Origin of the sequence: Salinisphaera sp. G21_0, assembly GCF_017744115.1 — a bacterium.
In the GTDB taxonomy this organism is placed as follows: Bacteria; Pseudomonadota; Gammaproteobacteria; order Pseudomonadales; family Endozoicomonadaceae; genus Endozoicomonas.
Genome location: NZ_JAGHQW010000008.1, coordinates 1 through 13,862, shown reverse-complemented (window position 1 = coordinate 13,862; position 13,862 = coordinate 1). Strand labels below are relative to the sequence as shown.

Here is a 13,862-nt window from a genome sequence, read left to right as displayed (position 1 = left end):
AATAGTTGATTCAATAGAAATTGGAGACAAAATACTTATGGGTTTTCTGCAAATGATCCAGCAACGCAACCCCACCCAGCTCAACCAGATTAAGTACCCGCTCAAACCCTTCGTTACCACCGTAGTATGGATCCGGAACTTCAGAGACTGGCAGGTCAGCAAAATCAAGAAAAAGCTTCAACTTATAGGCATGTTCCTGCGGGCAGATCTTTTGCAGGTTCTTCAGGTTCTCTCTGTCCATAGCCAGAATATAATCCTGCTCAACAAAATCAGCAGAGGTAACCTTGCGGGAGCGAATAAATGAAAGATCATAACCGTGATCCGCAGCCTGCTGCATGGAACGGCTGTCTGGTAACCCGCCATCATGCCAGCCACTGGTGCCCGCTGAATCAACTCTGATACAGTCTGACAAGCCTGCTTCCGCCACTTGATAGGCAAACACACCATGGGCAGTGGGTGACCGACAGATATTTCCCAGACAGACGAACAGTACTTTTGTCATTCTGTTTATGCTCTGACCGTTGTTTCATTGGGCTCAGGGCTGTCCAGTTCCTGCTCTCTTTCAAGCAATGCACGAACTGCCAGCAGATCCTGTTCCGTATCGACACCATGGGGCGGCGTTGCCACCGCTTCAGCCACATGAATCCGATAGCCATGCCACATCAGTCGAAGCTGCTCAAGAGACTCCATGCTCTCAATCGGACTGACACCCCAGGTCACATAATGATTCAGGAGTCCAACCCGATAGGCATAGATGCCAATGTGACGCTGAAAGCAGGCATCTGCCGACACTCTCTTTTCTTCCGTGGCAAAATCGTCCCTCGCCCAGGGAATGGGTGCACGACTGAAATAAAGCGCATATCCCCGGGCATCAGCAACCACTTTGACAATACCGGGATCAAAAATCTGCTCCACCCGGGTCAATGGGCTGGATAACGTAGCAGCCCCGGCCTCAGACGACAGCTGCAGATTTCTGGCCACCTGATTGATCACAGAGGGGGGGATCAGAGGTTCATCACCCTGCACATTGACAATGATTTCATCATCCTTCAGACCATAGATTCTGGCCACTTCCTGCAACCGGTCAGTGCCAGAAGGATGTCCCGGCAGCGTCATGCATACCTCTGCGCCAAAACCTTCAGCCACCTTCAGAATACGCTCATCATCCGTGGCAATGATGACCTTCCTGGCGGCACTGGCCAGTGCCCGCTCATAAACATGCTGCACCATAGGCTTGCCCGCAATATCAGCCAGTGGCTTGCCCGGCAAACGACTGGAAGCAAATCGGGCAGGTATTACAACGGTGAAGTCAGAGCCTTCACCAGAGGGAGAGCCCTCAGCCGATAAAAAGCCCTCAGCCGATAAAAAGCCCTCAGTCGATAAAAAGCCTTGTGCCATCAGGACGCCTCATCCAAACGTTCATCAACGGTCAATGTGCGCGCCTCACCTTCGAGCATGACAGGAATACCGTCACGAACCGGATAAGCAAGACCACAGGGTCTGCAAACCAGTTCCTGACGCTCTTTATTTGGCCGCACTTCCCCTTTACACAGTGGGCAGGCCAGAATTTCAAACAGCGTTTTATCCATCATTGTTCCTCAGCCATCAGCCAGCAAATACCGGCTTACGGGCTTCAATCATTGCCACCAGCTGCTCAATACATGAGCCCGATACACGGGTCGTCACCGGCAGATACCAGTGTCTGTAATCGGCAAAAGCACTGCATTTAACGGCATCCTTGGCGGTCATAATTACCGGAAGATCGTCGTTAAAACAGATATCTTCCGGTGCAAATAAGTGGTGATCCGGATAAGGATGCCCAATAACATCGTATCCCAAAGAGCGCAGTGTATTAAAAAAACGCTCCGGATTACCAATTCCTGCAACACCATGAACCCTGCTTTTATCGGGAATTTGTTGCGAAATACCGACCATACTGACCAGTGCCGAAGGTTCAAGGGAAAAACAGTACAGTTTTTCCCGCTCCAGCGTCGTCAGCCCAAGGGAACTTTCTACTTCCTCAGCCTTCGCTGACACAGAAGCATTGTTGGTGTTGACCAGAATCATATCCACCTGGCTCATTCTTTCCGGTGGTTCCCGAAGCGGGCCTGCGGGCAGACACAATTGGTTGCCAAGCAACCGGTCACCATCCAGAACCAATACTTCAATATGCCGTTGCAGATTATAGTGCTGCAATCCATCATCTGCGATGATCAGATTGCAGTCTGTCTGATCACAGAGATAGCGGGCCGCCTTTACACGATCAACGTCAACAATCAAAGGGACATGCAGCTGTCGGGCGAGCATAACCGGCTCATCCCCGGCCTTTGCCGGGTCTGAATCCGGCCGGACCGACAGGGGCATACCTCCGGTTTTCGCACCAAATCCACGACTGATAATCCCCGGCCGGTAGCCCCTTCGCTGAAATTCACGCACAAGGGCGGCAACCAAAGGGGTTTTGCCGGTTCCACCGACCGAAATATTACCCACCACAATGACCGGCACAGGCGAAGACCACCGTGCTGTCTGCAGTAAACGCTGCTTTCTTCTCGCAGCCAGAAAGGAAAATAACCAACTAAGTGGCTTGAGACAGCGGGTCCAGCCACCGGAAGGAGAATACCAGGAGTCTGTGACCGACTGGCTGAAACGGGGCCAGAGCTTCACTGATCAGACTCGGTATCTTTTCGGGTGGTCATGCTCAGGTTGGTAAAACCCAGCTGCCCGGCAGCATCCATTGCCGTAACAACCGCCTGATAAGGCGTATTGGCGTCAGCAGTAATAATCAGGGGGATCTTGCTGTCTCCCTGGCTTACTTTGCCCAGTGCCCGCTTGAGTGTATCCAGCTGACCATTGACCAGCCCCTGACCGTCAACGGCAAAATCTCCAGACTTGCTGATGATGATCTCAATCTGCTTTGGCTGCTGCTGCAACACCTCTCCGGAGGATTCCGGCAAGTCAATGGCCAGATGCGTCTCCTTGGTGAAGGTGGTTGAGACCATAAAGAAAATCAGCAGCAGGAATACCACATCAATCAGAGGCGTCAGGTTGATCGACACCTCTTCCTGATTTATCTGTCGTCGAAAGTTCATTTTTTCCTGGCCTCACTGCCCAGAGCGGATGATGAGCCCGGAGCGGATGAAGAGCCGTTAGCTGATGAAGAGCCGTTAGCTGATGAAGAGCCCTTGCGGTCACCCTGCAGCACTTCCACCAGCTTGATGGCATCCTGCTCCATGGCAACCACCAGCTCATCAATGCGCCGGGTAAAATAGCGGTGAAAAATCAGGGCCGGGATAGCCACGGTAAGACCGGCTGCTGTGGTAATGAGTGCCTTGGAAATCCCGCCAGCAAGAACACCGGCATTACCGGTGCCTTCAACCATCAGCACAGTAAAGACATCAATCATACCGATCACAGTTCCCAGCAAGCCCAGCAGCGGAGCAATTGCGGCAATGGTCCCCAGGGTATTGAGATAACGTTCAAGGTCATGGATCACCTTGCCAGCCTGTTCTTCAATACTCTCCTTCATGATTTCCCGGCCACTGCGGGCATTGGTCAGACCAGCCGCCAGAATCTCTCCCAGGGGCGACCCGGCTTTCAGCTGGTCAAGCTTGCGATTGTCCAATCCATTACTTTTGATCCACCTCCATACTTGAGAAAGGGTATTTTTCGGTGCAATGCGTGAGGGTCTCAACGTCCAGAGCCGCTCGAAGATGATTGCCATGGCAATGACTGAAGACAACAGGATAGGCACCATCAGCCAACCACCGGATTTCACCAGTTCGAACACAATAATCTTCCCTTATAATGACAAATTCATGATATCTGGCACAGTTAATGTCAGGCATATCAGTTCCCAAGGTAACCGTTATGACTGTATCACAGAGATTAGCGCCATTTAAGCAGTAACTGATCGCTGTGAGATTGCATTAGCGCCACCAGTAGCGGGCGCGGGTTTTGCGGTAGGCTGAAACCCTGGGATCACCGCTACCGAGCGCAAAAGAAAGTGAGCCATCTGCAGCGGTATTGAAGGTTTTTGCCCCCGAGTTTTGCGCACGAGCCACTGTTTCAGCAGCCGGATGACCGAAGCGATTGGCAAAGCCGGAGGAAAAAATAACCGCCCCGGGCTGAACCGCAGAGAGAAAGTCAGAACTACTGGAAAACCGACTACCATGGTGAGCGGCCACCAGCACACTGGATTTAAGATCAGCGCCCTCCTCTATTAAACGTTTCTCAACCCGTCCACTAATGTCTCCGGGCAGTAAAAGGCTATCTGACCCTGCTGTCACTTTCAGAACACAGGACGCATCATTACTGCGCCGATATTCACCACCGGCCAACACCTGAAAATAAACCCCATCCCACTCCCAATGATCTCCGGATTGGCATTTCACCCAGTCTTGCTCAAAATCGGGCAGCCTGGTACCACTGATAACCGGTACATTCGGGTATCTGGACAACAGTGATGGCAAACCACCTGAATGATCCTGATCACCATGAGAAATGATAATGCGATCAATTTGGGCCACACCGGATTTGGACAGCGCCGGAAGAATCACGCTCTCTGCCGCTGACAATTTTTCCGAGAATCTATCACCGGTGTCGTATACCAGAAGGTGCTGACGTGTTCTGATAAACACAGACAACCCTTGCCCTACATCCAAAACAGTGATCTCAGCCTGACCTGCCGGCATCTCAGGTGTTTTCGGGAACAACGAAGGCACCAGCATCACCGGGGCAAGCCAGCGCAAACGCAGAGTTGCCGGGGCAATCAGCAACAGCATACCGGCAACAGCGAACAACAGGTTAAGCCAGGTCAGAGCCTGCTGTGGTGGAATAAGCACCATCAAACCGGACACCCACTGCAGTCCCCATTGAAACCCTGTCACCAGATAATCCAGCCCGGTCATAATGAAACCGGCAGTCTCAGGCAACACAAACTGCACAATGGCACTGAACAGCAGTAAGGGAACGACGGCAATGCCAATTAATGGGATGGCCAGCAGATTCACCAGGGGAGACAGTGGTGATACCGGCTGACCATTAAACAGCAGCAAAGGCGTCAACAGGGCAAACACCAGCCATTGTGGCTTAAACAGGGTTACCGGCCAGCCAGCCCTCTCCCTTCGACCAACCATACCAAACAGCAGTGCGCCTGCGGCAATAAACGAGTACCAGAATCCATTGCTGGTTATGGCCAGGGGGTCAATGGCAAGCACTGCCGCCAAAGCCAACAACCAAAGTGTTGCGGGAGAGGCCCTGATACCCAGCAAGGGTGCCAGTAATGCAGCAAATGTCATCACCAGGGCCCGTTGCACCGGCACACTGAACCCGGCCAACAGGGCATAGAACAACGCAAACAGCATGCCTGTCAGCGCCTTGACCACGGGTAAGGGTACTCTTCGAAGTGGAATTCCCCCCAATCGCCCAACAATGGTGGCAAGGGAGAAGCCCAACCAGGCCATAAGACCGATATGCAGGCCGGAGATCACCATCAAATGGGTGGTTCCCGTCTCATTCAACACCTGCCATTGCTGGGTGTTGATCGTTGTTTTATCACCCAGCAGCAGTGCCGAGAAAACCCCTCTGTTGTCATCAGATACCGTGGAGTACAACCACTGTCTTAACAGCGCCCTTACCTGATGAAGCCGGTAAATACCGGTAACATTATTATCGAGCAGTGATCCGGACTTCACGTACCCCGTGGCCTGTATCCCCTGACGCAGCGCCCAGGCCTCATAATCAAACGCACCCGGGCTTGCAAAACCATGGGGCTGTCGCAACCTCACCGTTAACCGCCAGGTCTCTCCAGCCTGCAAATCCGGCGGTTCATACCAGCTCAGCCTGACCTTTTTGGCGTATAGACCAGACCCTGCATGACTGACTGTGAAATCAAAGCGGGCTGCCATGCCGTTTATCACCGGCAGACTGGCAATCTTTCCTTCGATATTGATATCCCGCCCATGTATATAGCCATCAAGGCGATTGACAGCATAATGCGTTGCATACCATGAGCTGACGAGAGTACCCGCCAGCAGAGGCAGCAGCCACCAGCGGACTCGGGAAGCTCTTGCTGAAGATAATCCCCACAAAAACAGAATGAACAGCGGCAGGCTGATCGAAAGCAGTACTGACATGCCAAATGTCAATGAAACAAACCCACTGGCAAGTACGAATATAAGTAATCCTCTTACCGGTTTTATGGTCGTGTGCGTGTTATCCACGTAGTCTTGCCTACCATTTCAGTGCATAATCCAAGGCTTTACCTCATTCAAGGCACTGTTCTGCCTTGAATGACCGTCATTGCGCCGTGGCATAATCAACCATTCTTTATTTGAAAAGTGGCATGTCATGGCCGATGAAAATCAGCAAGCATAGATGAATTTCAGTCTGGAAAAGCCAATCCCGAATCGGGGGAAAACAGCTGGCAAGACTTTCATACTGGAAAACTGGCAACCTCTGCAAACCATGAACTAAAGTCAAAGCTCAGAGCATAATGAGTTGACGTCATGATAGCGGAAAGATAGTGAAAGGATATGGCGAAAAAACTGATTAAAAGGTATTTGCCGGAACCAAAAACCATCAAGGAACATCGCCACCTGCGGTTTCTGGGTTCTGCATTATATGATGCAAACCTGTGGCAACTGAATCGCCGTTCCGCTGCTGCCGCATTTTTTGTCGGCATATTTGTTGCCTTTATTCCCATGCCTTTCCAAATGATTCTGGCGGCATGTCTGGCCATTGTTTTCCGGTGCAATCTGCCTCTTTCTGTCGCACTGGTCTGGATTACCAACCCATTGACCATGCCTGCCATATTCTATTTTACATACAAAATTGGCTGTTTTATCCTTCAGACACCGGTAAGTGAAGCTTCCTTTGAACTCACCGTACAAGGTCTGGGTGCCGGACTTGCCCGTGTGTGGAAGCCTCTTTATCTGGGATCGCTGGTATCAGGCGTTGTGCTCGGCTTTATCAGTTACCTGCTGATTCGGGCAGCCTGGCGCTGGAATGTTGTCATCCACTGGCGCCAGAGAAACAAACGTCGCTCCCGACCCGATCCTTTCAACTAACCGCTATTCAAAAGTCTCTAGAGATAACAGCCCCATGCAAAGAAGTTTTCAAAAACGCCAGCCAAAACTGGAAGGTCGTGGTCTGCTTGAAGCCGTCAGCACCGATGGCCCTCACAGCGACTGGCTGGGGATGCCGGATTACTATATCCATACCCTGACGGTTGCTGGTGAGGATTACAAATATCTGTCCGCAGATAAGCAGCTGGATGTCAACATTGGTGATACGGTGGTCTTCAGATATCAGGAAGTCGGCAAGACTGAAAATAAGGAAAAGCGCATTGATAAGCGCTCCCTTGGTCTCTACATTGACCCAAGCCAATACCTTCAGGAAACGCCTTGAAGCCTGCCTGCCAGGCCGTTTGAACCGGGTAAACCCTGCGTCCGGACGGCTGGTAACTGACAGCAAAATCACTCTGAAATTAGATATCATCTCTGGCGCATCAAGCCCCTGGCTTCCGGGCTATAAACAACTTTGAATGGTTAACTGAAACCAATTTAAGCAATATGAGGAACTATATGACTCAAAAGCAGACTAAGTGTTTATTGACGGTGTTTTATGAGTACCTGACAGCAGCAAATCCCTGACAATATACAATTTTAAAATATCAATTTTTAAAAATAAAAAATCATAATATTTAAAGTAAATATGCAATTGACCAGATTTCCCGTAAAAGTAGCCATTAACAATGTTATTTAATAGAAAACACACAGACAGCCATAAGCAAAAGCATACAGGCCCTCGTTATATTAAGCTGATTACCAAACTCGCTATTACCATTGCCGCTTTAACCACAACAATGGCCTACTGTGAATTTGAACATCCGCAAAACAAAAGCCTGAGATATTCCGTCGCCAGGCGTGCAGTCCCCATATTAACCGAGACATTGTTTTCAATTGAGAGGCTTTATGAACAATCACCGATGCTGTCATGGGTGTTAAAAAGCAGCCTGCTACAGGCACTTCAGACAGCATCCCGAATAAACAATCTGTATATCATCTCTTACCGTGATATCAAGGCACTTAATGATTATGCCAAAACCACTAAACACGGTTATTACGAGTTATCCTACAAAGGCAAGAGAATTTACTTTATCGCCAATGCAGATATAGCCAATCAGATCATCGCTCTTGAAGGACAAGAGCATAACCTTCATACCCACAGAAGACTCCTGAATGCGAAAAACTGGTTTCTGCTGGAAAACAATCCTGTAGCTGCAAGGGATATGCATCACCATAGCTATGGAAGCAAGCAGGCGGCACTCTTTCAGCAGGCGTTCGAAAGACTGCAACAGTTGCCCGATACCTCCGTATTATTAACAAACCAGCAAACAACAGACCTCGTATATGGCGAGAAAGCTGCCGACCTGATCAGCAATCTGTTAACCCAGATATATTTTCAAATACTGTTTTCCAATGTCTCTCCGGAATACCCCGTCAACAGAAAAATTCAGCAGCAGGTTAATCAACATTATTACCAGATAAAGCGGCTTTACGATCAGCTGGAAGTGCATACCGGAAAATACGATTTAAAAGCCAATCTTTTCATTCATGGTAACAGCCCATTTGCAAAAGATCACCCGTACACCAATATTCAAACATTAGAACAGTTTTATAAAGTGCTCTGTTATTTATATGACGAACCCCTGTTGCCGAGCATTAATTCTGGCAACCACCAATCCACCAGAGAAACAGTGGCAACCAGAACAGTCGAGCTATTAAGAAAAAATAATGCAGCCGTGCTACCCGTATTTGCCCCTTCCCTGACACAGGACCTTGAAGAGGTGTCACCACAGGAAGCCATCAACATTATTTTCAATTTATTATCCTGGATTGATAATTCATTGAACATCAGCAATACAGCGACAAATTTTGTTATTCACATCGCTGAACATTATCAAAACCAGCACCTTATTGATATGCATCAGCTATTCGCTGATGAAGTCCACAACCTGCGCGCCCTGGCAACGCTGTTTCCAAGAAAAGTGAACCGCTCCTTTCTGGTAACAATCAGATCAGAAACGGCTAACCACCAGATACATTTTAAACCGGATGATATGATACTGATAACCAACGCCATCAAAGGGCACGCCTTTGGCTATGAGCCGAGAAAATGCCCATCAAAGCCATACAGTGTTTATATTCTTCCTGAGTTTCTCCAGTATTTTTTTGCGAATTATCATGCCCGATATGCTGTTCGCCCAAAACTGATTCCAAACAGTACAAGCTGGTTCTGGAATAAACTGGATGTTGCTCCATTAGTTCTGGAACCAGCGTTTAATTTAGCTGAGTAGCAATTATCGGAGCACCAGCCCTGCATCAGGCTGCCTGGCAGCCTTTGTCATTACTCACCCCCGCAAGTGGGAATAAAGATACATGGAGTCACGCCTCATCCAGCGTACCACTTTTCACCCCCAGAGATGACAGGGTAATAGTCAGATCCTTTGGGAATGATGTCTTGAGATTGGCTTCCAGCATACATGTTATACCATCGACCAGCTCAAAATTGATCGTGTTCTTCAACGGCTTTCTTATCAGTAAACATGCTTCAGTCCCGGTCAACTCTTGGGGGTAATGGACATGGGCTTCCTCCTGCATTGGGTTTTTCATTTGTATATAAATACAGTTATTTTACCCGGTAGGCTCTCTGGGAATCAGCTTTTAAAAAAGGTGGCCTGGTTTTACCAAGTTGCTGAGCAACCCCGGAAGCTGGGCAGTTCTGCCTGGTGATTTACAGCTATGAAATCCTGGAAACAGCAATAATCAACAATCCTTATTAGTCATCCCCGAACCGTATAATTTTCTCTCTCGAATATTTGCAAATTTTGTAAAGTTGGATATTTTTTTCACTCAATCTGAAATGAATAAAAGTCAACTGACGGGTTAATTAAACAATGCATCTTCGATTTCCAGTTAAACCAACCAATCCAGGTTTTCTGCCTGATCAAAAATTTCCTCATGATGATGATAAAAAATTTCCTCACGATGATGATAAAAAATTCCCTCATGATGATGATAAAAAATTTCCTCATGATCGTGCTAAAACAACCAGCGTGTTTCACTCACGTCAAGTGGCTAATAATAAAAAGACAGGGAAGACGACACCTGCACTGGGTAGCCAGTATCAAACCAGCTATTTGGTTCAGTTTGCCAGCTCTTCAGACTTACTTAGTCGAACAAAGTCAATTAATTCAAGCGCAGCCGGTTCAATAATTGGCACAACCTCAATATCAGCTTCGGCCAGCAATTCAAATCCAGCAAAAGCATCTGCATCAGTATCAACGTCTGAATCAGTATCAGCATCAACGTCTGAATCAGTATCAGCATCAACGTCTGAATCAGTATCAGCATCAACGTCTGAACCAGTATCAGCATCAACGTCTGAATCAGTATCAGTATCAGCATCAACATCTGAATCAGTATCAGCATCAACATCTGAATCAGTATCAGCATCAACATCTGAATCAGTATCAGCATCAACATCTGAATCAGTATCAGCATCAACATCTGAATCAGCATCAACATCTGAATCAGCATCAACGCCTGAATCAGTATCAGCATCAACATCTGAATCAGCATCAACATCTCCGAGCGCAGTCAGTACACACACAGAAAAGGCCAGTAAGTCGGAGGCAATGAAGGATGGTGTCTCTAATAACGCTACTTCGGCAACATCTGCCATCAGCCCATCTGTAAACAGTGAGACAGGCTTGGTACAGGCATCGGCATCGATGTTAACTGCAAACTCCAGTGCGCACCTGGCAAAATCCATCCTGGTCAGATCCTCTGCCATTGGCGCATCCAGCAGCGATTACAAGACTACTTTCAGTCCATCAGAGTCCATTAAACATACCGCTACTACCCACGATTCAGCAGGCTCAGTCAAAGCGACGGACTCCGGTTTTACGGCAACCGGCGCTCATCGGACAGCCAGTCTGTCCGGTTCGGTCAGCAACCCCCTGGCAACCAGCGTCTCCAGCCACCACTCCCATCCTTCCGGCTCAGCAGGGCCTTCCGCCACAAGTGTAAATATCAATGATATGGGTGAAACCGGTGAATATTCGGCAACGTCCATGGGGGTATCCGGCTCGGTGAAGAGTACCGCCTCTACCCATGCAACGGGTATGCATTCATTGCCTTCGCTGCACAGTTCGGCAACTGCCATGAATGCCACCACGGCTTTCCCAGCCCGGTCCAGCCTGTCCGGTTCCGGCAAGGGCGCTGTTGCTGCCAATGCATCGGCAACGTCAACAACAGCCAATCCCGGTTCTGTTTCGGTTGTTGCCAGCCCGATTGGTATGGATTCATCGTCGTTTAATTATGCAAGCCCGACTAGCATAAAAACAACATCGTTTAATTATGCAAGCCCGACTGTTCAGGAGTCTGCTTCTGCAAGCATTGCCAACACCCCGATACTACTACCCACCAGTACTCCCTCACTGGTTGATACCCTGCCCCCCTGGACTGACAGTATTATCCCGGCGCATTCATTGGGCGGCATCACCGACATCGCGCCCGCCAGGACCACCCTGGCCCTGTCCAGTTCGCTGGCCGCTACCAATTTAACACTGGATCAGCAACTGACCGCCATAGTGGACGATATGGCCAAATCAACCAATCTTGGCATGTTCGAAAATGACCTGGTTTATTTTCAACAGCTGTTTCCGACCCTTAACTTCACAGAATTAGTCACCTTTGTTAAGGACAGTGCCAGGAATTTTGCCGGATACATGCTGCTCGAGGGCATTGAAGCCTTCGCCCAAACGCTCAATGGCACGTTCACTAATGGCACTTTCCCTAATGCCACTTTCCCTGATGTCGCTCGTCACTATTTCGATATCGTAGCAGCCGGGGTGGATGACATTATCCATGAGTTCAACACCACAATTGCGCCTACCTCGGCCACTAGCACAACGACAGTAGCCCCTCACCATCGTTCAAAAAGAATGATCCTTTCGGAGCCGGATTTCTTAATCAGAATCAGCCGGCTGATAGATGCTGAAGAGGCCGTTACCGCAGACGACATGGTCCCGCAACTGATGGAGTTTTTACGGGGTTTTTCTGCAATGCGCAAAGAATTTACCCTTACGGTGCAGCGTGGCGTTGCGGGAGACCCGGATGCAATAGCTCTTGCCAATCAACTCCGTCAGCCGCTGAGGATGGCCAATTATTTGAATCAATATGAGAACGAGGCCATTGATTTACTACAGAATCAAGACTATCAGGCACTTGGCAGAGTAGTGTTTAAAGTTAACGTCCTCTCATTTATTAACGCCAATGCTCTGCCACGAAATGCAGACACGATGCAATCGCTCAGGGTCATGGTTCGTAATCTGATACAGCGTCTCCAACAGATATCTCTGGGGACCCCCAATCCGCCAGCTATGACGAATATAAAAGATCTCACAGATTTCTCTTTGGCATGGAACCCTTTGCAAATGATGATGAATGATCGGCAATTACCGGAAGGCATATGTCTGGGGGATGTAGTTTCACTGACCGTTGCCAGCCACTTTGGAATTTCTGTTAGCCGCTCTTTAAATGCTCTGGTCAATGCTGTTTTTCTGGGTGCCGGATATGCTCGATTACCCGCTCTTGTCAGGACCTTGCTACAGGAATTGTCGGCTAAAAATCTGATTGCTTCCCGCGCAGGTTTATGGCGTAGCCTGGGCCTGAAAACAGACAGTCATTACCTTACTAAAATTGGCCAGGAACTTGGGCAATTTTCGTATGGAGTCTATGGTGGACAACCAGAACCATTTGTTACAATTCGGTCAATGCTGTCAAAGATGGTTGCAGCGTTCAATGCGAAGGCAACTCAGTTACCGGCAGGGGCAGATGCTAACGTTCTGTTCAGCGTCTCCCCGTGTGCCGGACATATCCTATTTGCAAACATACAAAGGGTGAATAATCAACTGTCCCTGGCCATTTCTGATACCGCAAGCTCCTTGTACGTGGCCAGCGCCGATTCAATGGATCAGTTGGTCGCAAGGGCCATGGACGCACTGAGACGACTGGCTGAGCTATACGACATTGGATTGACTCAGCCAGAGCAGATTGCCAACGGAAGAGGTATCGGGCATTTTGTTCAACCCACCGACGCAGAAATAACCGAGTGGGCTGACATGGCTCCCATTCCCACCTCGGCTTTAACGGTAAAACAGATCCTGACCAAGCCGGTAACGGAACTTGAAGCCCTCGACAAAGAGGCCACGAAGGCCCTGGCCAAAGAATACATCAACAAGGTGACCAGTGTAGATGGGCTTAAGAAACTGAAATTAAGCCAGAAACTGACTGAACAGGACCTGCTCCCTCCACCCTCAAGCACTGAGGTAACCACAGCCGATCCACTGATTATGCAGATGCGGGAAGTGATCAGTGTGCTTGACGATGCCCTGGCCAATAATACCCCGGTACCGGAAGCCATCAAAAAACTGAATGCTCACATTATGGCCAAAACCAATCGAAGCCTGCTTGCCCGGGCCAAAGCGACCGCTGGAGAACAGCCGAACCCGGTACCCGGTCCTTCCGGGGTGGCCCAGGCCCCGTCCAGCCTGGACGAATTTCAATATTCGATGGAAATGATGGTTTTGCGCGATGCCATCAATGCTATTGCCCCGGAGGTTCCCGGAGCGGCGCTGCTGGCTCACCCATCCGCTGGTGCAGATCCCCAATCGTCCGGTGGCCAGCCTTCCGGTGGCACCGATCAAGGGTTAAGTGCGGGAACCAAGGCCGGAATTGCGGTGGGTAGCATCGGCGGAGCGTTAGGTACGGTGGCTAGCGGCGCATTTATAAAAA

The 13,862-nt window shown here is 49.3% G+C and carries 13 protein-coding genes; 4 read left to right on the top strand and 9 right to left on the bottom strand.

The genetic code is table 11. The features are described from left to right. Positions 1-10 precede the first annotated feature (10 nt). The 7 genes from J7439_RS05635 to J7439_RS05605 all read right to left on the bottom strand — a co-directional run bounded on the left by J7439_RS05635 (position 11) and on the right by J7439_RS05605 (position 6,134). On the bottom strand, positions 11-502 hold the full coding sequence (locus J7439_RS05635; protein WP_209200852.1) for a low molecular weight protein-tyrosine-phosphatase: 492 nt from the start codon (positions 500-502) through the stop codon (positions 11-13). Positions 503-507: 5 nt separating this feature from the next. Beyond that, positions 508-1,398, bottom strand: a complete 891-nt coding sequence (gene kdsB, locus J7439_RS05630; RefSeq protein ID WP_209200851.1) for a 3-deoxy-manno-octulosonate cytidylyltransferase — start codon at positions 1,396-1,398, stop codon at positions 508-510. Next, positions 1,398-1,589: a Trm112 family protein gene (locus J7439_RS05625; RefSeq protein WP_066015636.1), complete on the bottom strand. Its 192-nt coding sequence runs from the start codon at positions 1,587-1,589 to the stop codon at positions 1,398-1,400. Before J7439_RS05625 ends, kdsB begins: the two co-directional genes overlap by 1 nt. 16 nt (positions 1,590-1,605) lie before the next feature. Beyond that, entirely contained in the window at positions 1,606-2,664 is a 1,059-nt protein-coding gene (gene lpxK / locus J7439_RS05620; RefSeq protein ID WP_209200850.1) for a tetraacyldisaccharide 4'-kinase, read from the bottom strand. Next, a complete protein-coding gene (locus J7439_RS05615) occupies positions 2,661-3,089 on the bottom strand; it encodes an ExbD/TolR family protein (protein WP_163372422.1) in 429 nt (142 codons plus the stop codon). Before J7439_RS05615 ends, lpxK begins: the two co-directional genes overlap by 4 nt. Next, positions 3,086-3,787 (bottom strand): flagellar polar localization protein PocA, encoded by a 702-nt coding sequence (gene pocA, locus J7439_RS05610; protein WP_209200849.1) that lies wholly within the window; start codon positions 3,785-3,787, stop codon positions 3,086-3,088. Before pocA ends, J7439_RS05615 begins: the two co-directional genes overlap by 4 nt. Before the next feature lie 139 nt (positions 3,788-3,926). Then, the gene (locus tag J7439_RS05605; protein ID WP_209200848.1) at positions 3,927-6,134 is read right to left on the bottom strand and encodes a DNA internalization-related competence protein ComEC/Rec2; all 2,208 of its coding nucleotides are present in this window, start codon (positions 6,132-6,134) and stop codon (positions 3,927-3,929) included. A 399-nt stretch (positions 6,135-6,533) separates the two neighbouring features. On the opposite strand from J7439_RS05605, the gene J7439_RS05600 reads away from it, so the two are divergent. The 3 genes from J7439_RS05600 (at position 6,534) to J7439_RS05590 (ending at position 9,358) form a co-directional block, all read left to right on the top strand. Continuing rightward, positions 6,534-7,067: a DUF2062 domain-containing protein gene (locus tag J7439_RS05600; RefSeq protein ID WP_209200847.1), complete on the top strand. Its 534-nt coding sequence runs from the start codon at positions 6,534-6,536 to the stop codon at positions 7,065-7,067. A gap of 34 nt (positions 7,068-7,101) precedes the next feature. Continuing rightward, entirely contained in the window at positions 7,102-7,407 is a 306-nt protein-coding gene (locus J7439_RS05595) for a hypothetical protein (RefSeq protein WP_209200846.1), read from the top strand. Between the two features lie 346 nt (positions 7,408-7,753). Continuing rightward, entirely contained in the window at positions 7,754-9,358 is a 1,605-nt protein-coding gene (locus tag J7439_RS05590) for a hypothetical protein (RefSeq protein ID WP_209200845.1), read from the top strand. Positions 9,359-9,446: 88 nt separating this feature from the next. On the opposite strand, the gene J7439_RS05585 is transcribed toward J7439_RS05590, so the two are convergent. Together J7439_RS05585 and J7439_RS05580 are read right to left on the bottom strand one after the other, a co-directional pair. Further along, on the bottom strand, positions 9,447-9,674 hold the full coding sequence (locus tag J7439_RS05585; protein WP_209200844.1) for a hypothetical protein: 228 nt from the start codon (positions 9,672-9,674) through the stop codon (positions 9,447-9,449). A gap of 532 nt (positions 9,675-10,206) precedes the next feature. Continuing rightward, positions 10,207-10,746, bottom strand: a complete 540-nt coding sequence (locus tag J7439_RS05580) for a hypothetical protein (RefSeq protein WP_209200843.1) — start codon at positions 10,744-10,746, stop codon at positions 10,207-10,209. 49 nt (positions 10,747-10,795) lie between these two features. Here J7439_RS05580 and J7439_RS05575 point away from each other — a divergent pair. Next, positions 10,796-13,862: hypothetical protein (locus J7439_RS05575; RefSeq protein WP_209200842.1), on the top strand; the 3,067-nt coding region annotated here is incomplete at its 3' end.

Excerpts from the sequence above, each read along its gene's own strand:
- J7439_RS05635 (WP_209200852.1), bottom strand. The coding sequence starts at position 502 with ATGACAAAAGTACTGTTCGTCTGTCTGGGAAATATCTGTCGGTCACCC.
- kdsB (WP_209200851.1), bottom strand. The coding sequence starts at position 1,398 with ATGGCACAAGGCTTTTTATCGACTGAGGGCTTTTTATCGGCTGAGGGC.
- J7439_RS05625 (WP_066015636.1), bottom strand. The coding sequence starts at position 1,589 with ATGGATAAAACGCTGTTTGAAATTCTGGCCTGCCCACTGTGTAAAGGG.
- J7439_RS05615 (WP_163372422.1), bottom strand. The coding sequence starts at position 3,089 with ATGAACTTTCGACGACAGATAAATCAGGAAGAGGTGTCGATCAACCTG.
- J7439_RS05605 (WP_209200848.1), bottom strand. The coding sequence starts at position 6,134 with ATGTCAGTACTGCTTTCGATCAGCCTGCCGCTGTTCATTCTGTTTTTG.
- J7439_RS05600 (WP_209200847.1), top strand. The coding sequence starts at position 6,534 with ATGGCGAAAAAACTGATTAAAAGGTATTTGCCGGAACCAAAAACCATC.
- J7439_RS05595 (WP_209200846.1), top strand. The coding sequence starts at position 7,102 with ATGCAAAGAAGTTTTCAAAAACGCCAGCCAAAACTGGAAGGTCGTGGT.
- J7439_RS05590 (WP_209200845.1), top strand. The coding sequence starts at position 7,754 with ATGTTATTTAATAGAAAACACACAGACAGCCATAAGCAAAAGCATACA.
- J7439_RS05585 (WP_209200844.1), bottom strand. The coding sequence starts at position 9,674 with ATGAAAAACCCAATGCAGGAGGAAGCCCATGTCCATTACCCCCAAGAG.
- J7439_RS05580 (WP_209200843.1), bottom strand. The coding sequence starts at position 10,746 with ATGGCAGATGTTGCCGAAGTAGCGTTATTAGAGACACCATCCTTCATT.